This is a genomic window from Pseudoalteromonas neustonica (assembly GCF_001653135.1).
GTDB lineage: Bacteria > Pseudomonadota > Gammaproteobacteria > Enterobacterales > Alteromonadaceae > Pseudoalteromonas > Pseudoalteromonas neustonica.
Genome location: NZ_BDDS01000004.1, coordinates 284,854 through 309,601, shown reverse-complemented (window position 1 = coordinate 309,601; position 24,748 = coordinate 284,854). Strand labels below are relative to the sequence as shown.

The following is a 24,748-nucleotide window of genomic DNA, read 5'->3' as shown; positions in this document are numbered from 1 at the left end:
GTTAAATTGTTCAGTTAAAAAATATAGACAATGTAGCTTAAATTGCCTATGTAATTGGCGGCGATTTTAAACACTAATCCCCGCCTGTCTAGTTTTTTCTTAACTTAGTTTACTTGTTCTTTGCTTCAATCCATTGTGCCATGTACTGAGTACTGCGCATCGTGTGGTGTTTAAGCATTTGGCCCGTAAAATTGCTTTCACGGTGAGCTTTGAGCTGTTGAGTGATGCTTTGAATTTTTTCAACCAATTGACTTGCCAGCGGATGTTTATCGTAATGTGTTTCTAATAAAGCCGCACCCGCGTTTTGTGCTTGTGCAAACAAAACGCTATCTTGATAAAGAGCAACAGCTGCGTCAGCAAAATGTTGTGGATCGTTTTCAATAGACCCATTCCATGGCAGATCATTATGCATGCCTTCACTGCCGATAGACGTTGTAACGCTTGGTGTTTGCATTATCATCGCCTCTAGTAACTTACCTTTAATACCAGCACCGAAACGAAGAGGTGATAAGCATACGCGTGCACTTTGCATAACCTCGTATGCATCATCTGCCCAGCCTTTAATTAAGAATCCTGTTTTGGGATTGTTCAGGGCTGTGGCTTTTGGTGGCGGATATGAGCCATATATATGCAGTTGCGCGTGTGGTAGCTGTTTTCTGATCAGTGGCCATATTTGTTGCAGGTATAAAACTGCGTCCCAATTTGGGGCATGGCGAAAATTACCTATGGTCATAAAGTGTTCACGTTCATCGAACGATTTAGTTTTCTCTGGCAGTGCAGCTAAATCGACCATAAAAGGCAAATGATGTAATAGCGAGCTATCTACTTTGAACACATCACCAAGAAGTTGCATTTCATAACTGGAAATAATTAAACTTAAATCGCACCGTAAAATAGCAGCAATTTCTCGTTTTGCGATATCAGAATGTAAATCGCTGTGATCAAACGCTCTATTTCCTTTATGTGCTTCATGGCGGGCATTACGTAAACACTGTAAATCTTCTGTATCGAGTACTTTTAATGCTGTAGGGCAGTATTTATCTACGCGCCAACCAAATTGCTCTTCCATCATAAAACGGTCAAACATGACAATGTCAGGGGCGTAATGTGCAACATATTCATCAAAACTAGCGCAATTGAGAGCGATAGTTGTACTACTAATACCAAAATCACTAAGGTTTACCATGTGCTCAGTTTTTTGTGCAGGGCTGGCAAATTCAACGTCCCAACCTTGGGCTGTAAATGTGTTTAACAACGACATCATATGCGTGCCTGCCGCTGATGAATTGGGCTCTGGCCACACATAGCCAATTACTAATACTTTTTTCATTGACTTGAATCTCTTACTTTTAGGTGTACGTCGATTAATGTTCTTACCGCAGGCGTGCCGTGGCTAAGTAATTCTTGCAACACGTGGCAGGCTCGCTTGCCTATCTCATTTGCATTGATGGTCACGCTACTCAAAGAAGGTGACATTAAACATGAATCAGCTAAGTCATCAAAGCCGACAACTTTTATATCTTTGCCTGGGATTAAGCCTTGCTCGCGGATCGCTTCAATAACACCATAAGCAATGACATCGTTAAAACAAATGATTGCTTTTGTATCAGGGTATTGAGCATACAGCGAGTTAAATGCATCGCGTCCGCCTTGGCGATTAGTTACTGCATTTAGGCATGGCTTATCATCGCTGATTTTGAAATATTGTAAGGCGCTTTTAAAACCAGCTAAACGTTCATGATAATCTGAGATATCGTCGGTTCCACCTATAAACGCAATGTCTTCAATACCTTGTTGCAGAATATGGGTGGTGGCTAGGTGGCTGCCTTTTTTGTTATCGGGTAAAATCGTTGGGGCTGCACAAAAGGGAACTTCTCGCATGATGTGAATGACAGGAAAGCCACTGTTAATAAGTTCATCAACCCACTGTTGTGTAGTTCCTGGTGCCGGGCACATTATAAAAGCGGCGACGTTGTACTCTTTAAGTGTTTTAACAACTTGTGTTTGACGATCAACACTTTCTGCGGTGTTTACCAACATAGGCAGCATACCAAGCGCATGAATATGGTTTTCAAGCCCAACAGCTAGCTGAGCAGAGTAGGGGTTGGTTAAGTCATTGATGACTAGCGCCACTAAGTTAGAACGGCGACTGCGCAGTGCAGCAGCATCGCGATTATATACATAACCTAACTTATCAATTGCTTGCAATACCTTTTCTTTACTTTTATCACTGACTTTGTCACTTTGAGTGAGTACTAAGGAGACCGTTGACTTGGAAACTTGTGCCTCTTTGGCAACGTCAAAAATGGTTATATTGTCGGTTTTATTTTTCATTTAGATTACGAGACAGTGATTATATGGACCAATTAGGGAGTTTAACGCAATTTAGCCTAGTAATGAACGCAAAAACTTTATGGATTTTACGAAACATGTTTAGATACACACCTAATAAAAAATACCAAGGATAAAAAATGAAAGGCATAACGCTTTTATTTGCTCTCGGGCTCAGTGTTTGTTTTAGCAGTGCAAGCTATAGCACACAAGGTTATCAAACCCCTTCAAGTGATTTAGCTGCACTAGTAGATGCAAAGTTAGCGCCTAGTAGTTATTTATCATCGGATGGGCAATGGCTTGCATTATTTGACCGTAAACGTGTTGAAACATTGGACGACTTAGCAAAAGAAGAGGTGAAGTTAGCAGGTATAAAACTAAACCCAGCTAACTTTTCACGCTCTCGTCCTCGCTCAAAGTTTAGTAGCTTACAATTAAAACACATTGAAACAGGTGCTGTAGTTGAAGTTAATAATTTACCACAAGGTGTGATCCGTTCACCTAAATGGTCAAGTGATGGCGAATATCTTGCGTTTATTGTTGAGCAACCTACCGAGGCTCATTTGTGGGTTTACAACACGCAAACCAAACAAGCGCGTGAGCTTGCGGGAGTTGCATTAAATTCAGTATTAACAGCAACACCATACCAATGGCTGCCGGATAGTACTGCAATTGTTGCTAATGCAGCTGTTAATATCGGTAAGTCGCGTTTGGTTAGTGATGCAGACAGTGTGGTGCCAGTTATCCAACAAAGTAGTGGCCAAAAAGCACCTGCTCGTACTTATCAAAATTTATTGACGAGCCCGTTTGATGAACAACAGTTTAAATTTTATGGGCAAGGTCAACTTACCTATATTCCACTCAGTGGTGTGGCGACAGCAATAGGGAAAGCGGGTTTATTTAAATCATTTTCAATTTCACCAGACTCAACGAACATTTTAGTTGCGAGCATTGATGAACCTTTTTCCTATCAAGTACCTTACAGTCGCTTTGCGACAACATGGCAAATACTGGGGATGCGAGGTTTTGCGTTAGCTGAACTTGCTAAGCAGGCTCTGGCTGACAATATTCCTCAGGGTTATGATAGTGTACGAACGGGTCGCCGAAGCTTTCAATGGCGTGCTGATCAAGGAGCTGAAGTTATATGGGCACAAGCGCAAGATGGTGGCGATATGAAGACAGATGTGCCTTATCATGATCACATTTATAGTTTACGTTCGCCGTTTAAACGTGAGCCTAAATTATTTGCTAAAGTTGAACGTCGATTTGCGGGTATTGAATGGGCCAACGATAATGTTGCGTTGCTTAGTGAATGGCGTTTTAGCGATCGCCAATTACGTACTTATGTCATCCAACCTCGTAACGCAGATAAAAACCGTATTTTGTTCTCTGAGCGAAGCTACAATGATGCTTATAAAGATCCCGGTAATGCAATTTATGAGCGTAATGATTTAGGCGAAAACGTAATCAAAGTAGTCGGCGGACGTTATATATTCTTACGCGGAAATGGCGCATCAGAACAAGGTAATGTACCATTTTTAGATCAATATGATATAAAAACAAATAGCAGCAAGCGCTTGTGGCAATCTGCTGCACCATATTATGAGCGTGTGCGTGCGATGCTTGATGACGAAGGTGAAAAACTAATCACCATCAGAGAATCAAAAAAAGAGCAGCCAAACTTTTTTATTCGTGATTTAGGCAAGGACACCTTAACTCAGCTTACGACCTTTGAGCACCCTTACCCTGCATTTAAAGGTGTAACCAAGGAGCTAGTACGTTACAAACGTGATGATGGAGTGGAGTTATCAGGTACATTATACTTACCGCCAGGTTATGATAAAACACAAGGTACTTTACCTGTACTAATGTGGGCTTACCCACTGGAATATAAAGATAAAGCGGTGGCATCGCAAGTACGTGAATCTGAGTATGAATTTACATATATAGGCTATTGGGGCCCAATGCCTTACCTTGCTAAAGGGATTGCTGTTTTTGATGACCCTAAAATGCCTATAGTAGGTGTTGAGGGCAAAGAGCCAAACGACTTATTTAGAAAGCAATTAGTGGCAAGTGCAAAAGCTGCCGTTGATGTCCTGGTTGAAAAAGGCATTGCGGATAAAGATAAAATTGCGATAGCAGGGCATTCCTACGGTGCCTTCATGGTTGCAAACTTATTAGCTCACAGTGACTTATTTAAAACCGGTATAGCTCGAAGTGGCGCTTATAACCGCACACTAACGCCGTTTGGTTTTCAAGGTGAGGAACGCGATTTTTGGCAGGCTCAAGACGTTTACGCAAACATGTCACCGTTTTTTCATGCTGAGAAAATTAACGAACCAATGCTAATGATCCATGGGCAAGAAGACCCTAATTCAGGCACTTTCCCAATGCAAAGCGAGCGTATGTATGCCGCACTAAAAGGGTTAGGCAAAGATGCCCGTTTAGTGATGTTGCCATACGAAGCGCATGGATATCGTGCTCGTAAGAGTTTGCTGCATGTACTTTGGGAGCAAGAACAGTGGCTTGATAGATATTTACTGAGTGATGATAAAACCACAGACGCAGTAATTTCAGCTGAGTAATTGAATTCAAGTAATAAAAACGCGGTTTGATACCGTGTTTTTATTACTCTCACTCAACAAGAAGATCCCGCCTTTAATCTCACGGCACTTTCCCAATGCAAAGCGAGCGTATGTATGCCGCACTAAAAGGGTTAGGCAAAGATGCCCGTTTAGTGATGTTGCCATACGAAGCGCATGGATACCGTGCTCGTAAGAGTTTGCTGCATGTACTTTGGGAGCAAGAGCAGTGGCTTGATAGATATTTACTGAGTGATGATAAAACCACAGACGCAGTAATTTCAGCTGAGTAATTGAGTTAAGTTTCACTCTAAATTGATAAAAACGCGGTTTGATACCGTGTTTTTATTACTCTCACTCAACAAGAAGATCCCGCCTTTAATCTCACGGCACTTTCCCAATGCAAAGCGAGCGTATGTATGCCGCACTAAAAGGGTTAGGCAAAGATGCCCGTTTAGTGATGTTGCCATACGAAGCGCATGGATACCGTGCTCGTAAGAGTTTGCTGCATGTACTTTGGGAGCAAGAGCAGTGGCTTGATAGATATTTACTGAGTGATGATAAAACCACAGACGCAGTAATTTCAGCTGAGTAATTGAATTCAAGTAATAAAAACGCGGTTTGATACCGTGTTTTTATTACTCTCACTAAACAAGAAGATCCCGCCTTTAATCTCACGGCACTTTCCCAATGCAAAGCGAGCGTATGTATGCCGCACTAAAAGGGTTAGGTAAAGATGCCCGTTTAGTGATGTTGCCTTATGAAGCGCATGGATACCGTGCTCGTAAGAGTTTGCTACATGTACTTTGGGAGCAAGAGCAGTGGCTTGATAAATATTTACTGAGTGACGAAGCACCTGTAAAAGCGATGCCTGTCGTAACCGAGTAAAAATGAAAGCTCTTTATATATTTAATGTTGATTGTTTTAGCTAGCCGATCGATTTTTTAAAGGCTTTATAATCGGCTCTAACAAGTGTTAGAGTCTATTTTGTATAAAACTAAATATCAGCATGGGGTTTTGCAAAGTTCATTAGCACAGCAAATACTTGTATAGTCTTATTGCTTAATTGTTCAATTAAATGAATAAGGGAAAGATGTACTACTGACTTTCATGTTCAAGGTTGTGACGTATATTTATTGGTAGACATAATGAAAAAGTAGTGCCAACTCCTATTTCACTTTCGCATTCAATAGTGCCCTGTAAAACCTGATGTATTAAATTAAACGCGATACTTAAACCTAAACCTGTTCCCCCCTGTGATCGGTTTGTTGTATAAAACGGATCAAAAATTTTATCTATTGCATCAGCTGCAATACCCACTCCAGAATCTGCAATGTCAATTAAGCATTGCGTTTGTGTGAACTCAATTTTGAAATGAATTACCTTGTTGCTCACATCATTAAATGCATGTGTTAAGCTGTTGTTTATTATGCAAAACAAAACCTGACTTAAAGCGTTAGGGCAACTAATCAGTTTTCCTTTATTTACAATATTTATATCTACTTGAACTTTTTTTGCTGCAATTGTGCTTGTATGACTTTTGATTATGTCGTAAATAAACTCTTCTATGTTTATTGGTTCAGCTATTTCAAAGGAGTTCTCTACGGCAATTTGTTTAAATCTTTGTACTAACTCTGCGGCACGTTCTGCGTTTGTTTTTATTAGTATTAAACTTTGATCCGCGCGCTCAAAATATTGGTTAAAAATACTGCGAGATAAAGTATTCGCCGAAAAGTGCTTTTGCAATTGATGCGTATAATCTTGTAATATACTAGAAGCAGTAATGGTTATTCCAATAGGGGTGTTTACTTCATGCGCAATCCCTGCAACTAATTGTCCTAATTGAGCCATTTTTTCATGCATTATTAGCTGTTCTTGGGTATGTTTTAATTCTTCAATATTATTTTGTAATGTTTGGTGCATTTCCAATAAATGCTGATGGGACTGTGCATTGGACAATGCGATTGTTACATATGACGCTAAGCTTTCTAGTAATGTTAAATCATGTGCATGGTAACTATTGGGCTTAACACTTTGAATACTAATTACACCCAGCATTTTTCCGTTATGTTGCATCGGAACATACATCATTGATAATGCTTTTATTTCTTTGCTACCACTGTGTAGTTGATGATTAGCATTATCTTGTTCAGGGTAATAGTGGTGAAACTGAGTGTCGTAGTCATTTATTAATACAGATTGATTGTGTTCAACGGCATAGACAGCAAGTTGTCCTGGTTCCTCCATTGAACGTTCATAAGCAACGTAACGAACCCCACGCTCAACTGCATAGTTAAATTCTAAACAATTTTTATCATTATTGATAATACCAATTCCAAAACGATCGGCTTGAAAAATTTCATTGATTTGTGCGTATATATCATTGAGTAATTCATCCAAGAGTAATTGGAGTGTGAATTGTTGTCCGATTTGATTAATTACTTGTATTTCGCGTGTACGTTGACTGACAAGCTCTTCAAGCTTTATTGCCTTAGCCTTGACTATACCAATTCTCCAGCGAAAAATGAGCCCCAAAATTATGAGTGAAATACCCACAATTAATAAACGAAACCACAGTGTTTGTATTAACGTCGGTTGTACAGTAAAAGAGAGTACTGAAGGGGAGATCTGTGCTGTATTATTTTTATAATATGCCCGTGTTGTTAGGGTGTAGTCTTGTGGGGAAAGCTTACTTAATTGTACGTAAGGAGCATCGGCATCAATAAGTCGCCATTGAGGCTGATCTGGTAATAATTGGTATTCGTAAACAAGTGACTTGTGAAGTAATTCATTGACCGCTATCTGTATATTAAAACTTGCCTCCTCAGGTTTTAAGATGAGGTTATTTAAGCGAGATAAAGGGGCTGATTCGCCATTGACCTTTAGACGTACTGTATTTAATTTACTCGGAGTAATAGAAAAAGGAAACTTATTTGGGTCGACTATAAGCACGCCCTTTGTACCGCCAAATACCATTAACCCACTGCGCAATTTAGTATACGATCCTAACCAAGCAACCCCAATGTCTACACCGTAGCCATTATTTAGAGGGCGAAATTGCTTCGTCGATAAATCAATGACACTAGTGGCACTCCAAATTCGTTGATGTTTATCAATCAGCATATTAGCACCAGGTGAGTGCTTACCGATTGGAAATTCGCCTTTCATCTGATTAAATATTGGTTGTATTTGCTCCAAATCAGTCACTTTGTCAAAACCAGTGCTGGTGGTGAGCCACATATTATTTGCTTGATCAACTACCATCCCTAATACGTAATTATGACTAAGTCCTTGTGATAAGTTATCTGCTTGGAAGTGATCAAGCACAGTTTGATCTGCTCTTTTACGATAAAGACCATTATGGCTACCGATCCAAAGCGAATTAGCGCTGTCTTGAATCATGGACGTAACGGTATCATTCATCTTTTTGCCGTCTAATTTTTTTATCAGAGATTCACAATGACGACTACCTCGTTTTATAATGCATACACCTTTAGCTGTCCCAACGGCTAGAGATTGATCATTGAGCACCAACAGTCGCAAAATAGCGCCTTTCTCTAACCCTGTGAGTTCTAATTGTGAGAAATGACCTTCTTTCAAATGTATTTTTACCAGCCCTGACGATGTTGTTCCCGCCCATAAAGTCCCATCCTTCTGCTCAGCAAGGGATACGACGTTGCTGATTTTTTTACCTGAGAGATCAGAGTTAATTGTTTTTAACCGGCCATTTTTAGGTTCAATAACATCAACACCATTGCCCGTAGTACCGACAAGTATTGTGCCATTTTCTAATTCAAAAATTGTGCGGACATTAGCATAGCTTAAGCCTTTATCATGGAGTAAAGTATAGCGAAGCATTGCAAAATTATTCACGGTATTACTATTCAATATTTGTAGGCCAGCCCCCCAAGTGCCTATTAAAATTGTTCCATTTTTGCTTAAAAATAAAGTGCCAATTTCATCATAAACTAAACTTGTTGCAACTGAAGGATCATGTTTGTAGGTATTTAACCATTGCTTTGTTTCTAGGTTAAATACCCAAATTCCTTCACCGTAAGTTGCAACCCACACTTGGTTGTTATCTAAGGCAATAATAGAGCGTACATAAGCATTACTATTAACGTGTGAATTGTCACTACTCGCTGAAACAGGATCGCTTACACCATCCCAAAACCATAAACCACTTCGACTACCAAGCCAATATGTCCCCGTCGGGTCTTGGTATACTGAACGTATGTCTAAGTTTTTTAACTGAGAAATACTTGAAAAATGAGTATCATTTATACCCTTTACAAACACACCTTTAGTTGAGCATGCCCAAATAGCGCCATCGTTAGTTTCAAAAAAGTGATATGTGATCTCCCCTTGTGTGGGCAAAATATAATGAGTACTTTGTTTTGAATTAAGATCGAGCTTTTCTACACCTAACTCATGGCCTACCCACAATTGGTTATTGCTGTCTATTTTAAGCGTGCGTAAGGTATTGCTCATCAATGCCATGTTTTGGCTTTGAGTACTGATGTGAATGAATTCATTGCTAATAGGATCAAAGCGGGTTAAACCAGAAGTACGGGTTGCTAACCATATGCCCCCGTCTTGATCTTGAGCTATAGCTACTATGTAATCAGCTGCGGGGGAATTTTTATTACCGGGTTGATGTTCAAAACGCGTAAAGCTGACGCCGTCAAAACTCACTAATCCATTTTGGGTGCCAAACCAGAAAATGCCGTTATTAGCCTCAATCCCACTTGTTATCGCGCCATTAACAATCTTTGCGTTGTCATCAATTGTTGTAAATAAAGGTTGTGCGTATTTAAAGTCGGTAAGTTTTGTACCATGTATTGATGGTGCAGCTGTTACAGAGTTATTGAATAAAGTCGCGAGTAAAAAGAAAGAAAAAAATATGCACCACACAAATGAATAAAATTGATTATGTTTTAAAAAGATCACTCGGAGCACTTTTTTAAATAAGCTATAGCTATATTATTGAACACCCTGCAATAAATGCAAGTAAACAATTTGAGGTTTATGATCATAATAATAAAAATAGCTCACTTTATTTTTATGAATAAATTTTTAAGTAGGTGACGAACAGTAGACTAATGGCCACCTTTTAAAGCGGTGTGTTACTTGCGCCATAGTACGTTACGAACAATAAATGTGCCATAACGTACAGGTTTTACTTAGAAGTTAAGGGCCTATTTGGCTTTGATGTACTTTTCGCTTAGACAGCAAATAATACGCCACAGGGACAAAATAAAACGATAGCATTGTTGTCAACACCGTTCCACCTGCAATGGCTACGGCAAATGGTGGCCAAAAGCCTCCGCCAGCAAGTATTAACGGTAAAAAACCACCAACGGTGGTGATAGTGGTAGAGCTGATATGGCGTGAGCAGGTCATTACTGCGGCAACGATTTTGCTTTTGTCAGTAAGTGCTTGAAGCGAGTTGAGCTCTGACAAAATGACAATAGCAGCGTTAATAGCCAATCCCATTAAACCTAATAAACCGATGATTACAGTAAAACCAAACGGGTAGCCGGCAATAAATACACTAAGCAAACCAAGCATAGCTGCTTGCAAGGCGTTGATTAAAATCAATGCGGTGGTCGTAAATGAGTTAAATGACATAACCAGCACGGTGATCAATAACACTACTATAATACCCACTTGCCCGAGTAATTTACCGACCGCCTCATTGCGTTTTTGTGATTCACCACCTAGCTCTAGTCTGTAGCCATGAGGTAACACAAAGCCTGATTGTGCAATTGTTGCGGTTACATCATTCAATACCGTTTGCGGTAATACGCCGGTTGCTAAATAGGCTTCGATAATGTTAACTCGCTCACCATCGCGACGAGCTATAGATCCGCGAGATGGGCTTAATGTTGCACTGGCAAATGATTCAACCAATAGCGGCTGTGTAGTGTTTAATTGAGTGGCGTTGGCTGCTGTATTTAATTGCGTACTAAATAAGGCGCTAATATCGTCTCTGCGGTTATCCGCGACTCTAACGCGGACAGGGACGGTTTCTGTGTTATCAATAATACTACCTACGACCACTCCATTAAACTGGCTTTGCAATTGTGTTGCCATACCGCTGAGGCTCAGTCCTGCATGAGTAAGAGCGGCTTCATCAGTATTTAGCCACAGTTTTGGTGAGCCAGATAAGAGTGTTGGCCGGGTATGAGTTATATCGTTATGGGCGATTAATTGGGTTCGTAACTGTTGCCCGAGATCGGCCAAAGTATCGAGATTAGGTCCGTAAATTCGCATTTCAATTGGCGCATTAAATGGTGGGCCCTGTTCGAGTTTTCTTACCAGTGTTTGCGCGTGTGGAAACTCACTGTCTAGCTGATGTTGTAACGCGGTGATCAATTCATTAGCCCGCCTAAAATCGGTGACTTTGATCATCGCTTGCGCGTAATTATTTGCGCCGCGGTTACGCTGCATCATGTTGTAATAAAAGCTTGGGAAATTTGTGCCTATCATCCAATCAAGTTTTTCTATTCCTTGGGACTTGCGAATGTGGGCGTCCATTTCTTTGATTGCTTGACGGGTGGATTCAATACTTACTTGCGGGGCAAAGTGCACTTCAATTTGAAACATATCGCGGTCTGAAGGCGGGAAAAATTGCTCGGTGAGTTGCCCTGCACCGAAAAAGCCAGCAACGGGAAATATAAACACTAGCAGCAATGTGAGTTTTGGTTTTGCTAGGCTGTATTTTAATGTAGCTGCAAAGCGTTTACTGAGCTTTGGTGTGCGTATACCTTGATAAAATATGCCTGTCCGTTGCTCGTTATTTATAAATTGCCCAGCAAATACCACAACCAATGAGTGGGAAATTATGTACGAACCAATCAACGCAAAAATCACGCTTAGGGCGATGCCGCCAATAAACTCTCCTGAAGCACCGGGCATCAAAGCAATAGGTGCAAACGCTAAAATCGTGGTGAGGGTTGAGCCAAGTAACGGTAGCCAAAAATGTGCCACGGCTTTTTCAACTGCAGCAATAGCATTGAGTCCTTGCTGACGATAGCGCTGTACTGCATCAGTGATCACAATGGCGTTATCAACCATAATCCCCAGCGCAACAACTAAACCGGTGACTGACATTTGGTGGATGGGTAAACCATATAAGTGCATGCTTACCAGGGTGAATAATACCGTGAGCGGTAATGCAGTACCTACAATTAACGCGGCTTTGAAGCCTAAGGTAATAAATAATACAGCTAATATAAGTATAAAACCTACGGCAATATTACCGAGTAAATCACCTAAGCGTTCTTGGGTATAACCACGTTGATCAAAAATGTTTTGTAGTTCAATTTGATTGGGCAGTTCTAGCTCAAATTGTTGTACAACGACATCGATTTTATCTGAAAATTTATCAATACGTAATTTAGGTAACATACGAATGGCGATATATAGGCCTGGTTTACCATCAATTAATGCAATTTCACTGACTGGGGTTTTAATTGTGCGTGATATGTCTGCGATATCAGAGAGTTGATATTGGCTAGCAGTGTGATTACTACTGACGGGAATTGCACCAATACGTGCAACAGAATCAAAAGCACCTGTAACCTCTATTTGCATTTGTGACTTATCATTGGTTAATGTGCCCGCAGCCACTTTTGCATCAGCGCCCTTTATTGCTGCATGAATATGAGCTTGCGAAATACCAGCAAGGCTGGCTTTTTGTTGATCGACAGTAACACGAATTTCTTCTTCGGCTTGGCCAAATATATGTACAAGCTCAACGCCGGAGACGTTACGCAATTGGTTTTGTAACTCTTTAGCGTAGCGATTAAGTGTTGCCATTGTAATAGAGTCGTCGCGTGCATTAACAGATACAATACGGGTGTAAGCGTATCCGCGCTCGTCATCAAGTAGCGGCTGTGCAGCGTTTTCGGGAAGTTGACTGCGAACATCACCGAGTAAATCACGCATCCGTGACCAAACCGGTGGTGCATGGGTTATCTCATCTTTTAATTCGACGGTAATGACCGACAATCCTGGGCGAGAAATAGACGATACATGTTTTACTTCGGCTTGTGATTTAAGTCGTTGTTCGATTTTTTCACTGACTTGCACTTCCACACGCTCGGCACTGGCGCCGGGTAATGCTGTGGTAACAATAGCTAAACGATTCGATATACGCGGATCCTCAGTACGCGGTAGGCCATTAATTGCGGCTAAACCACTAACAATAAGCAGCGCAACCAGTAACGCCTGAAAGCGGCCATGGTTAAATAAATACTGGATCATCACAGCACCTTAGTCGGTTTATTTTCAACAATATTAACTAAAATATTAGCTGATAACTTATGCATGCCATTGGCTACAATTTGATCGCCATCTTGCAGTGGCGCACCAATAAATGCGTAACCATCATGAGCATAGTAAAGTTGAACTATGATAGGTTTTAAAATGTTGTCTGTAATTTGGTAAACTTGCCAAGTACCACGAATACCATCTGCAAGGGCATCTAGTGGCACCCAAAAACCGGTTTGTTGTTGATATTGATGCAGTGCTAATTTTGCTAACTGACCGGAGTAAACCACTGCGTGGTTAGGTAATGAAAAGCGCATGGTTAAGGTTTGCGTTCGTGAGTCGATACTCGCACCTTTACTGAGTGATTGTGCTGCAAAGGTTTGCCCTGCTATTTCAATATCCATGCTATTTTTAATGGTACTTTTTAATGTGAGTGGAATACCTATGCTTACTTGCGCGTGTTGGTTTTCGATTAAACGAACAATGGGTGTAGCTGCTGCGACAATCTCGCCTTGTGATGCAAAGCGTTGGCCTAAAATACCATTAAAGGGAGCTGTTAAATGCGCTTTTTGAGTGCGAATACTTACTTCATTTAAACTTGCTTCTATTCCTGTGAGTTCGGCATTAAGTACTGCGATATTCGTTTTAACTTGATCAAGGGCGGAGGTGGCCGAGTAATTTTTTTTATCAAGCTCTATTAAACGGTTTTTTTCCAGTTTAGCTAATGTAAGCTGTGCTTGAGTTCGTTGTTTTTGGGCGTGTAGTTTTTGTTTTTCAATGGCTAAAAGCTGTGTATCTTGACGTGCAATGACCTCACCTTGTTTAATTGTGTGCCCTTGGTCAAAATATATTTGTTCAATCTTACCCGAAAATTCAAAGCTCAATTTGGCGTCATGTTGTTTAATAACTTGACCGCTGAGCGTGCGCGTTTGATTATAGCCAGCTTGTTTTTTTACCGTGTAAGCTGCCACATGGACAAGGTTTTGAGCGTTATTTAAAAAGGGGGCAAGTAAAATTATTGCTCCAAACAGGTGTTTTTTCATCGGTATATCCATATTGTAGTCACGCTAAATGAGCCTGTATTACATACGTATTAAACGTGCAGCACTTTGCTACACACGCAGAATGATTTAGAATTGGACTAATGAGTCTAATTTTGAATAAATATAAACTAATCAAACTAGACTGTCTAGTTTGATTTGAGGTGATAATGGAAATAACGACCCTGAGCCGTTCAGAACAAAAACGACAGCAGATTATTAAAGCTGCAACCACATTATTTATGGATAAAGGCTTTCCTAATACCAGCATGGATCAAATTGCTAAATTGGCTGAGGTTTCTAAACAAACTGTTTATAGCCACTTTAAAGATAAAAATAACTTGTTTGTTGAAACAATAACGGCACATTGTTCATCGTCTAATTTACGAAAAGAACAATTTGATGTCGGACAAAGTGTTGAATCGAATCTTTTACGAGTAGTGACTAATTTTATTGCTTTAGTCTTTTCGCCAGAAGCGCTGAGAGTGTACGACACATGTGTTGCACATAAAGATGAATACCCAGAGTTAGGTGTGTTCTTCTATGAAGCTGCACCAAAAATGGTGCTACAGCAAGTTGAAACCTGCTTGCAGTGTATGGCGCAAGAGGGCTTGCTCAATATTGAAAATTCAACATTTGCTACTTTACAGTTATTAGGCATGACACAAGGGGATTGGAAAATGCGCCATGCTTTAGGTCAGGCTAAAGAAGGAGAGTTACCACCTGATACGTATATTCAAGACTGCGTATCACGTTTTATTAAAGCATATAGTTAGATGTCTGAAGCAAGTATCCTAATAACACCTTACTTTAAAAGAGAGGTGTTATTAGGGGGAGCTTTTTAGGGTTGTATTACAAACTCCGTGCCGCGATTAAATAGCCCAAAGATTGCGAATATCAATTTTAAAAGCTCAATGGGCTCTGTTTCATAATTATACTCAAAGCCTTTAAATGGTTCGTTTAAGTTCTGAAAAAATCAACTGTTTCATTCATTCCTCTTGCTTGTTCTGCCATTGATTCACCGGCAGCGGCAGCCTCCTCAACAAGTGCTGCGTTTTGTTGCGTCATTTCATCCATTTGAGTAACGGCTGAGTTTATTTGTCGTATACCATCAGATTGATGTCTCGCTGATTCTGCAAGCTCTTGCATCATATCGCGGACTTTAGCATTGGATTCGACTATTTCGCGTAATGTATCACCCGAACGATTGACCAGCTCGGTGCCTTCGGCAACTTTGACCTGACTATCACGAATGAGATCTTTAATACCTTTTGCTGCACTAGATGAACGCTGTGCTAAGTTTCTTACCTCACCAGCGACGACTGCAAACCCTCGACCTTGTTCACCGGCTCTTGCGGCTTCAACGGCGGCATTCAATGCTAGTAAGTTTGTTTGAAAGGCTATTTCGTCAATCACAGAAATAATCTCGGCAATTTTTTTACTTGAGTCGTTTATTTCGCGCATCGCACTAACTGCTTGGCTAACAATATTGCCGCCTGATTCCGCTCGTTCTTTTGCTTCTTGGGCGAGATCGTTAGCCTCCTCTGAACGGACCGCACTTTGTTGCACTATTTCAGTTATTTCGTCCATGCTTGCAGAAGTTTGTTCCAAACTGCTTGCTTGCTCTTCAGTACGTTGACTTAAATCAGCATTACCTTGAGCTATCTCGTTAGCACCTTGAGAAATACTGCTAGCAGCAGAACGAATACCAAAAATAATTTCGGTTAATTTATCTGCTGTTGCATTGGTATCTTCTTTTAATTGACCAAACGTACCAGCGTACTCATTGGTTATACGTTTTGATAAATCCCCTTGTGCCATTGCACCAAGCATTAAGGTTACATCGTTAACAGAAACTTCTACGGTCTCTACGAGTAAGTTTAATCCGGTACTCAGTTTTTCAAAAAATCCTGATTTACCCTGAATATCTATTTTTTTACTTAAATCGCCGTGCGATGCAGCATGAACTATTGTGTCTATCTCTTTTTCTATATTTACTTCAGCAGTCCTATCAACCCACTCAAGGACGGTGCCAATGCGATGATTATCAACAAAAATAGGATTTGCCGTGAGTGCAAAGACACTGTTACCTATATGCTCTGTGCTACGGTATGTACTTGTTAGTGCCTCAAAGGTGTGTTTTTGTTGCTCTGGTTCAAGATAAAACTGTTCAATACTTAAGGTAAAGAGGTTTTGTGCATCAAAATTGTTTATGTGAGTTTTAAGATCTGCTTCAACATTATTAAACATTGTTTTTAATTCGTTATTGGCATAGATAATATTCAGATCAGGATCTGCGATCATGACATTACCAGATACACTATCAAGGGCGTATTTAACCCGTGCATTTTCAGATGCGATACGTGTTTTTTCTTGTTCTTGTGCAAGCCATTGTGTTTTGTCTTCCCACTCAATAACGGTACCTACGCGTTCATCATTAACATTTACAGGGCTCGCCACAATACTAAAAGTATGACCCGCAATAATAAGCTCTGTTTTAATACTACTTTGTTGATCATCAAACTGGTTTAGTAAATCACTGAAGTGCGAAAAGTGAGTATCGAGTTTTGCGCCTAAAACTGCCTGTACAGTGAAGTCTGAAACCACAGATTGGATTGCATTTTCAGCCTCTGCAAACATGGTTTTTATAGCGTCATTTAGATAAATCACATTGTATGATTTGTCGGTGATCATTACTCGGCCGGATGAGCCATCTAAGGCATATTTTACACGGGCATTTTCAGATGCTATACGTGTTTTTTCTTGTTCTTGTGTGAGCCAATCTGTTTTATCTTCCCATTCAAAAACGGTCCCAACACGCTGGTTATCAACGATCACAGGGCTTGCAACCAAAATAAAAGTACGGCCACCGATAACAAATTGGCCATTAAAAACATTCGTTAAGTGATTGATATCGTTTTGTATAGTTTTAAAATAATCAAACTGGGTCGCCAGTGGAGTATTGATGATTTGCTTTGCATTAAAGCCAGGTGACTCTGTGCGGATGTCTTTCTCGATATTACTAAACATCGTATTTATGGCATCATTCATATAAATGACATTATGATCTTTATCAGTAATCATCACGCTTGAACTGGCGTTATCGAGCGCATTTTTAATGCGCGCATTAACTTGTGCAATACGACGTTCTTGCATTTCTTTGTCACGACCGATTTTTAAGTTATCTCGCATTGATAACATTGATTTGAACACTCCCTCGGGTTTGTGTTCGTCGTATTCTTGGTCTAGATCACCTTTAGCAATAGCCAGTGCAATGTGCTCAAGCTCAGTAGGATCTTTGCCAAGTTGCTTCATAACGACTTTCGTTAAGAAAAACACAATAACAGCACTGAGCGCTAAAGCGGCACTAAAGAAGATTACAATTTGATTGATTGCATTTTCGTTTTTAGTTTTTAACTGTGGGCCAAGTTGATCTTGGTCACGCTTAACTGAGAGCTTTAGATCATCAACCAAGCTTGCAAATTTAGGCCCTATCACATCAAGGGTATTGGTTACTTTATCGTTTCTATCATTAATAATATTAACGGTTTGCTCAAAAGCATCTAAATAGCTATTTCGATTATCATTTACTTTATTGATCAAGGATTGGCTATTGCCAGCAGCAGAGGCCGTTTGAAGTTGTGCAATTTGAGTATCGAATGCTGAAAATTCTTGACGTACACGTTGCGCAGCGCTTTCTTCATTGCTTTCTAGAAATTTAATAACGTAAAGTCTACCAAGTAACAAGTTGCGCATTGCCAGCCCAGCCAAATGTGCGACTTGAATATTGTTACTATTTGAAGCGCTTAACATTAAATCGGTGAGATCTTTCTCCATTTGTGGGCCGAGGGTATTGAGTTGTTCATTAACCAATATGTTTCGTTCAACTCTGTATTGTTTAATTACGTCAAAAGTTGCGTTGTAGGTATTTATTTCTAAGCTCAACTCTGAAACCATTTCAGCTCTTTGGGGGTTATTAATTTCGGTTTTGGCCTTTTTGAGTAGGGCATCAACATCATTAAAATATTGTGTGTATTGTTCAATATCTTTGTTACTGCCAGTGAGCAAAAAATCTTTTACGTTCATACGCACCATAAGCATATTTGATTGTAAAATTCCGGCAAGATTACTATCTCGTGCTAGTTCGCGATAATCTTTAAAACCATCAGAGGCGGACTTTAATGCGAAAAAGGAGGTTAAACCGATAATGGCAAGAATGATCATCACTGCAGAAAAAGCACCGATCAATTTGGCACGTAACGAGGTTAATAGATTAAATGAGGAGCGTGTTGAGGCCATACTATTCCCTTATACCCTGTAGTTAAGTTAGCTAAAAAACTAATGTCACACAGAGTATAGGCAATAAAATGAAATAGTATGAAGAAAAAGGAACATCAAATAAACCCACCATTTAATATCAGTGGGTCATAATGTATTAGGGCAAGATAAATTCATCAATTGATTGTTTTGTTAATTTACCAATTTGCATAAATGTAAAAATAATCGCGCCAATAAGCATAACCATAGTTGGCAGTACAATGACGGGGTAACTCAACCATGTCATACGGCCTAGTTCTTCTGCGTAAGCGGTAGTGCCAGCGGGGCTCACTACAATCGCTTTTGCTAAAAAGTAGTTTAACGTTGCAGATAAAAAGAACGCACACGCTACAATGAATCCAGCCAAGCGCATTTTAGCATTGAACACAGCCGTATTATTATGTTGCTCTAATACACTTGCCAATTTTTCTGTATCAAGAATATCTGGGTTGATCAAAAGTTTACGTATTAAAGGGTAAGGAGTGTATTGGCTGATCAGTACAATCACGCCAATAATAGCCGGCACCATTGCTTCTTTAATCGCAATATAAGATGGATCTAACTTCAATAAGCTGATGCCGCCCGTTAGTAATACGCTAATGATGCCCAATACTGAGAAAAAGTTAACTTTCCCAGATTGCTTAAGCTCCCATAAACCAAATAGTATTGGAAATGCCAGTGCGACCACGACAGCCCACACTGGACCGAGCGTGTCAGCAGTGCTAAAGCGACTTAAAATAATCGCAGGTAAAATAATATTAAAAATGATATTGCTAAAAAAATTATTTTTTTTTGTTTTTGTGGTCATTTAGGTACTTGTCCTTAACATCAATTGAGCAAAGTATACCAACTATCTCTTTACTGCGTCACTACTCGCGGTGAGGTATCTATAAAATTAGTATCTTCAGTACCAGTATCAGTATCAGAATTAAATAAATAGTTGTTAAAGCTTATTTTCTTACTACATTTTAACTGTGTAATGAAAAAGTAATAAACATGGAATACGTTATTATGAACAGTATTAAATCAAAGCTTATGTTGACTGTCATTGGGGCATTTATTGCAATTGTGTTTGGTGCTCTATTTGCATTGTCAGTTGTAAAGGGGGTGGCTAAGGATTTAGATGATTTAATAAATCAAGAGTTACAGTCACGCCAGCAAGTTAGCCAAGTATTGATCGAGTTTAAATCGCAAGTTCAAGAGTGGAAAAATATCCTCATTCGTGGCTTTGATGAACCTCAATATGACAAATACCTGACGCGATTTAAAGCGCGAGAAAAAGACATCGTACGTTTAACCGATAGTTTGATAAACACATCTCACTTACCTGCAGCGATGATTAAACAGTTACAAACGTTTAAAAGCGAGCATGCCAAACTAGGTAAGCAATATATGATAGGGCTTGAGCAATTTCAACAAGCCGATTTTAATACGCAAGCAGGTGATAGAGCAGTAAAAGGGATTGATAGGGCATCGGCTATGCTGCTAGAGGAGCTAAACAATAGTATTGATGAGTTAGTGAGTGAAAAAACTGAACAGCTCATTATTAAAAAAGAAAAATTTATTACGCAAAGTACAATCGCTTTAATCGTTTTGGCATTTTTTATTATCGTTATTATGACTATTTACGTGCAAAAATTGATTATTAGTCCAATTTTAAGTGCTTCACATATTGCTGAACAAATTGCAAAAGGCAATTTTTCAAATACTATTTTGGTTAGTAGTCATGACGAAATAGGTAAATTACTTATTAATTTAAATACGATGCAGTCAAATCTTGATGACATGCAATGTGATTTAAAGCTAAAAGTTGAACAACAACGAGAGCAGGCTCAAGAAAATGGTCGTATAAAGCAAGCATTGGATAACGCCACGTCACCTGTCATGCTAGCAACTAAAAGTGGTCAAATAATATATGCTAACCAACAATGCCACGCGTTATTTACAACCTACGAAGACATCATAGGATATAAAGACGTATTAGAAGTGGCAACGATTGATAAACTATTTATTAACCAAGCGCAACTTTTCACATTACAACAAGCGCACTCTGAGCAAGTGTGCTGCGAGGTTACATTTGCTCATATTGTATTTAATATTATCGCTAACCCTGTGATTGATGAAAGTGGTAAAACATCAGGCATAGTTTATGAATTAACAGATTTAACTCAGCAACGACAAGCTGAGTCACACATAGACAGTATCATTAAAGCTGCGGTAGCAGGAAAGCTTGGATCTCGCTTAAGTACAGTTGGTTACACGGGGTTTATGTTGACGCTTGCTGATGGTATTAATCAGATGTTAGATGCAATTGTTAGCCCCATTCATCAAACCCGTGATTATCTAAATCAGATAGCAAAAGGGGATATACCAACCGTAATAACCGGACAATATAATGGCGAATTTTTAGAAATAAAACAGAGTCTTGAGACATCAACCAAAGCAATCATACAGTTAATAGACGATACAAATATGCTGGTGGCGGCTGCATCACACGGGCAGCTTTCAAAGCGCGCCGAAGAAACGCATCACCAAGGTGATTTTAAAAAAATAATACATGGTTTTAACTCAACACTGGATTCAATTATTGAACCTGTACAGTTAACAACAAAGTACCTTGATAGTATTTCAATTGGAGTGCTACCCACTGATTTAAGTACTAATTATCGAGGGGATTTTTTACAAATAAAACACAGCCTTGCAACGAGTATTGAAGCTATACACAATATGGTGCAAGACAGTACACAATTAGCAAATGCTGCAAGTTTAGGTGATATAGACTGTAGAGCTGAAGAAAGTAAGCACTCAGGAGAGTTTCTCGTTATTGTCAAAGGTATTAATAGAACACTCGATGCAATATCAGCCCCATTAAACGAATGTATAGCGGTTATGCACGCTGTTTCTGAAGGTAATTTAACAAAGCAAGTGCAAGGTAATTATGAGGGACAATTTGAGCTGCTTAAGCAATCAGTAAATATCAGTGTAAGTAACTTATCTCAAATGGTCTCTTTAATAACGGCAACCGCAGATACAATTACAAACTCTTCGCATAATATTCGTTCAGGTATGAGTGATTTAAATATTCGTACAGAATCTCAAGCTGCTTCCATCGAAGAAACAACCTCTTCTATGAGTGAGATCACAGAAACAGTACAAATTAATACTCAAAATGCACATAAAGCAAATGAGCTCGCCGTTTTAACTGATAGTCAAGCCCAACAAGGCGGAAAACTTGTCACCAGTACCGTCGATGCGATGCAAGAAATAAGTAAAAGCTCTGCTGAGATATCAAATATTATCGAGGTGATCAACGAAATTGCTTTTCAAACAAATTTATTAGCACTTAACGCCGCTGTTGAAGCTGCACGTGCAGGGGAGAAAGGGCGCGGCTTTGCTGTTGTAGCTGCTGAGGTAAGGCATTTAGCACAGCGAAGTGCGGACGCATCCAAAAATATAGCAATTCTTTTAAATGATAGTTCAGATAAAGTAAGACATGGCATGGAGTTAGCGTCACAATCAGGAAAAACATTAGTCAGTATTGTTGCCAGTATTAAAGATTTAGCTGCTTTGATGCATGATATTGCGACAGCAAGTAGTGAGCAATCAAGTGGGATTGCTCAAATTAACAGTGCAGTAAAACAAATGGATAGCATAATACAAATGAACAGCGGGTTAGTTGATAACGCTAATGCGTCAAGTAACAGCTTGTCTCAAGATGCTGAAGAATTGAAGAAACTTATGTATCAATTTACGGTTTAATCGTCGCTTAGTGTCGTGATATGTGAGAGTTTTAACGCACAGATCACAACGTTTTTATTTGGCTTATTTTAGTATGATTCAATACAATCAGGCAGCTATAACACTATGCTTCCACTTGGACGACGATCCACTTATCAATATAAAGCTATGAATAGAATGCTTTTTAGGCAAAATGAACTTTAAAAAGGTAAAACTTAATGTATGTTGCGCTATTATTAAAAAATAACTAGATTTGATGTAGACTTAGAGAACATTAAAATTGAATAATTCTTTATTTGGCGCTATTAAAGGAATAAATAACTTTACGTTTTAATAGTCAATACATATTGGTGTGTGAGTAACCTTGAAGAAAATTAAAAATAAGGAATTTTCGATTGAATTTTCTTAGACGTTTCCATGATATCGTATCTGATCAGAGTAAAAACTTTGATGAAAAAATACATAAGTTACTTATATTTGGGTTAGATGTTTTTAACTTAGATATTGCGATTATTAGTGAAATTGAGAATAGCACGTATAAAGTGCTGTATGTGATCACACCCGATGATTCTTTAACACCAGAGACTGTTTTTGATCTAGATGGCACTTATTGCGTACATACATTAACAGCTGATGCGGCGCTTACCTTCCACAAAGCTTCAACAAGCAGCATTGCAAATCATCCCTGTTATTTAAACTTTCAACTTGAATCGTATATTGGTGCGCCAATTAAAGTTGGCGCTAAAGTATTTGGTACTGTCAACTTTTCTTCTCCTAATGCTTCAATGCCTTTTACTCAAGAAGCGCATGACTATGTTGAGTTATTTGCGCAGTGGCTTGGCTGCGAATTTGCACGAAAGATAGCCAATGAACAGTTATTAAAAAACAATAACACACTGTTGAAACTAGAGAATGTGGCAAATATTGGTTCTTGGGAAGTTGATTTAGTTAAAGACAAAATTATCTGGAGTGAACAAACTCGCCGTATTCATGAGGTGCCTGATTTATATGTACCAGAGTTAGACTCCGCGATAGCGTTTTTTAAAGTGGGTAACAGCCGTGAAAGCATTAGCCAAGCTGTGGAGTCCGCAATTGAAAATGGTGATAAATGGCATCTGGAGCTCGAACTAACTACAGCAAATAATAAGGAGATATGGGTTTCAACATTTGGAGAGGCTGAATTTACAAATGGTTGTTGTATAAGGTTGTTCGGCACCTTACAAGATATTACCGAATCAGTCATGCTTCGCGAAGAGCTAAAGAATAAAAAAGCCGAAGCTGAGCGAATGTTAGAAGACAGAAGTATGCTACTTGCAAAAATAAGCCACGAATTGAGAACGCCACTTAATGGCATTACAGGCATGCTTACAACGCTTTTAGATGAGCATCGTGAAGAGAAAAGAGTTGAAAAGCTCAAAGTAGCACTGAGAAGCGCCGATATATTACTCAGTATAATTAATGAGGTTCTTGATTTTTCAAAAATAAATCATGGAGAGCTGAAGCTTGAACCAAACCATTTTTTATTAAAAACGATATTTGTAGATCTTGGGTCGTTGTACATTCCTTTATTTAAAGATAATAAAGTCAATTTTCAAACATGCATAACAATTCCTGATGATTGCTGGGCTTATTGTGACAATGCGAGACTAAGCCAAATTGTTTCAAACTTATTAAGTAATTCTTTAAAATTTACTGAAAAAGGCGAAGTGAAATTTAGTGCTGATGTTAGCGACCTAGATGACAAGTATGCATTGCATATAGAGATAAGTGATACTGGTAGAGGGATGACAAAACCTTTTCTGGATTCGTTATTTTCACCTTTTACTCAAGAAGTTGATGCAAAAAGAAGTAAAGGCGGTACGGGATTAGGATTAGCAATTGTTAAAGAACTCATTGATTACATGAATGGGACTATCAGTGTAAATAGCGAATTTAATAGTGGCACTACGTTTATTATTGATATTCCACTTGCTGTCGGAGAAGCCCAAATTGAGAGTAATCAACGTTTGAATGTTGATATAGACGCTACCAATCTATCCGTCTTGGTTGTTGATGATAACCAAATAAACAGGTTTGTACTCGATGCATCTTTAGAAAAATTAGCTATTAAGGCTGATTTTGCGGTGGACGGGGAAGATGCAATTTTAAAATGCAAGCAAAGGAAATATGATCTTATTTTTATGGATTGTGTGATGCCACAGCTTGATGGTTTAGAAGCCACTAAAATTTTGCGCGCTGACAATATTTGTAACCACGAAAGTACCTTAATTGTGGCTTTGACAGCAAATACGTCGTCAACAGATAAAGTCGCTTGTAAAGAAGCAGGTATGGATATGTTTATCTCAAAACCATTTAAATTGCACTCTATTGAAGATGCTGTTGTGACCGCTATAGCAAAGCTAAATTAATTGCCTAGGGTGTTTTTACCTTTGTGGATTGAAAAATATTAATACTGAAAAGTGA

Annotated in this window: 11 protein-coding genes and 3 pseudogenes; 7 read left to right on the top strand and 7 right to left on the bottom strand. The window is 39.2% G+C overall.

The annotated features are described in order from the left end of the window. Positions 1–109 precede the first annotated feature (109 nt). Complete coding sequence (locus A7967_RS08695; protein ID WP_054206710.1) at positions 110–1,330, bottom strand: glycosyltransferase; 1,221 nt, start codon at positions 1,328–1,330, stop codon at positions 110–112. Continuing rightward, positions 1,327–2,334: a LacI family DNA-binding transcriptional regulator gene (locus tag A7967_RS08690; protein WP_054206709.1), complete on the bottom strand. Its 1,008-nt coding sequence runs from the start codon at positions 2,332–2,334 to the stop codon at positions 1,327–1,329. Before A7967_RS08690 ends, A7967_RS08695 begins: the two co-directional genes overlap by 4 nt. Before the next feature lie 137 nt (positions 2,335–2,471). On the opposite strand from A7967_RS08690, the gene A7967_RS08685 reads away from it, so the two are divergent. From A7967_RS08685 to A7967_RS08670, 4 genes and pseudogenes are all read left to right on the top strand, one after another. After that, positions 2,472–4,916, top strand: a complete 2,445-nt coding sequence (locus A7967_RS08685) for a S9 family peptidase (RefSeq protein WP_054206708.1) — start codon at positions 2,472–2,474, stop codon at positions 4,914–4,916. 83 nt (positions 4,917–4,999) lie between these two features. Further along, positions 5,000–5,206, top strand: a pseudogene (locus A7967_RS08680) (alpha/beta hydrolase family protein); the annotation flags it as partial. 95 nt (positions 5,207–5,301) lie between these two features. Then, a pseudogene (locus A7967_RS08675) lies at positions 5,302–5,508 on the top strand (alpha/beta hydrolase family protein); the annotation flags it as partial. Positions 5,509–5,591: 83 nt separating this feature from the next. After that, positions 5,592–5,801: pseudogene (locus A7967_RS08670) on the top strand (alpha/beta hydrolase family protein); the annotation flags it as partial. Between the two features lie 210 nt (positions 5,802–6,011). Here A7967_RS08670 and A7967_RS08665 read toward each other — a convergent pair. From A7967_RS08665 to A7967_RS08655, 3 genes are all read right to left on the bottom strand, one after another. Beyond that, the gene (locus A7967_RS08665; RefSeq protein WP_054205058.1) at positions 6,012–9,863 is read right to left on the bottom strand and encodes a sensor histidine kinase; all 3,852 of its coding nucleotides are present in this window, start codon (positions 9,861–9,863) and stop codon (positions 6,012–6,014) included. A gap of 240 nt (positions 9,864–10,103) precedes the next feature. Then, entirely contained in the window at positions 10,104–13,184 is a 3,081-nt protein-coding gene (locus A7967_RS08660; RefSeq protein WP_054205057.1) for an efflux RND transporter permease subunit, read from the bottom strand. Beyond that, a complete protein-coding gene (locus tag A7967_RS08655) occupies positions 13,184–14,233 on the bottom strand; it encodes an efflux RND transporter periplasmic adaptor subunit (RefSeq protein WP_054205056.1) in 1,050 nt (349 codons plus the stop codon). Before A7967_RS08655 ends, A7967_RS08660 begins: the two co-directional genes overlap by 1 nt. Before the next feature lie 167 nt (positions 14,234–14,400). Between A7967_RS08655 and A7967_RS08650 the strand changes: the two genes are divergently transcribed. Further along, the gene (locus A7967_RS08650; RefSeq protein WP_054205055.1) at positions 14,401–15,006 is read left to right on the top strand and encodes a TetR/AcrR family transcriptional regulator; all 606 of its coding nucleotides are present in this window, start codon (positions 14,401–14,403) and stop codon (positions 15,004–15,006) included. 184 nt (positions 15,007–15,190) lie between these two features. Here the strand turns inward: A7967_RS08650 and A7967_RS08645 are convergent, their stop codons facing one another. Both A7967_RS08645 and A7967_RS08640 read right to left on the bottom strand, forming a co-directional pair. Further along, positions 15,191–18,529, bottom strand: a complete 3,339-nt coding sequence (locus A7967_RS08645) for a methyl-accepting chemotaxis protein (RefSeq protein ID WP_054453954.1) — start codon at positions 18,527–18,529, stop codon at positions 15,191–15,193. 136 nt (positions 18,530–18,665) lie between these two features. Further along, positions 18,666–19,355: a VC0807 family protein gene (locus A7967_RS08640; RefSeq protein WP_054205053.1), complete on the bottom strand. Its 690-nt coding sequence runs from the start codon at positions 19,353–19,355 to the stop codon at positions 18,666–18,668. A gap of 188 nt (positions 19,356–19,543) precedes the next feature. On the opposite strand from A7967_RS08640, the gene A7967_RS08635 reads away from it, so the two are divergent. Both A7967_RS08635 and A7967_RS08630 read left to right on the top strand, forming a co-directional pair. Further along, positions 19,544–22,306 carry a methyl-accepting chemotaxis protein gene (locus A7967_RS08635; protein WP_244507095.1) on the top strand — a complete coding sequence of 921 codons (2,763 nt, stop codon included), beginning with the start codon at positions 19,544–19,546 and terminating at the stop codon, positions 22,304–22,306. 374 nt (positions 22,307–22,680) lie between these two features. Beyond that, the gene (locus tag A7967_RS08630; RefSeq protein ID WP_054205051.1) at positions 22,681–24,693 is read left to right on the top strand and encodes a hybrid sensor histidine kinase/response regulator; all 2,013 of its coding nucleotides are present in this window, start codon (positions 22,681–22,683) and stop codon (positions 24,691–24,693) included. Positions 24,694–24,748 lie beyond the last annotated feature (55 nt).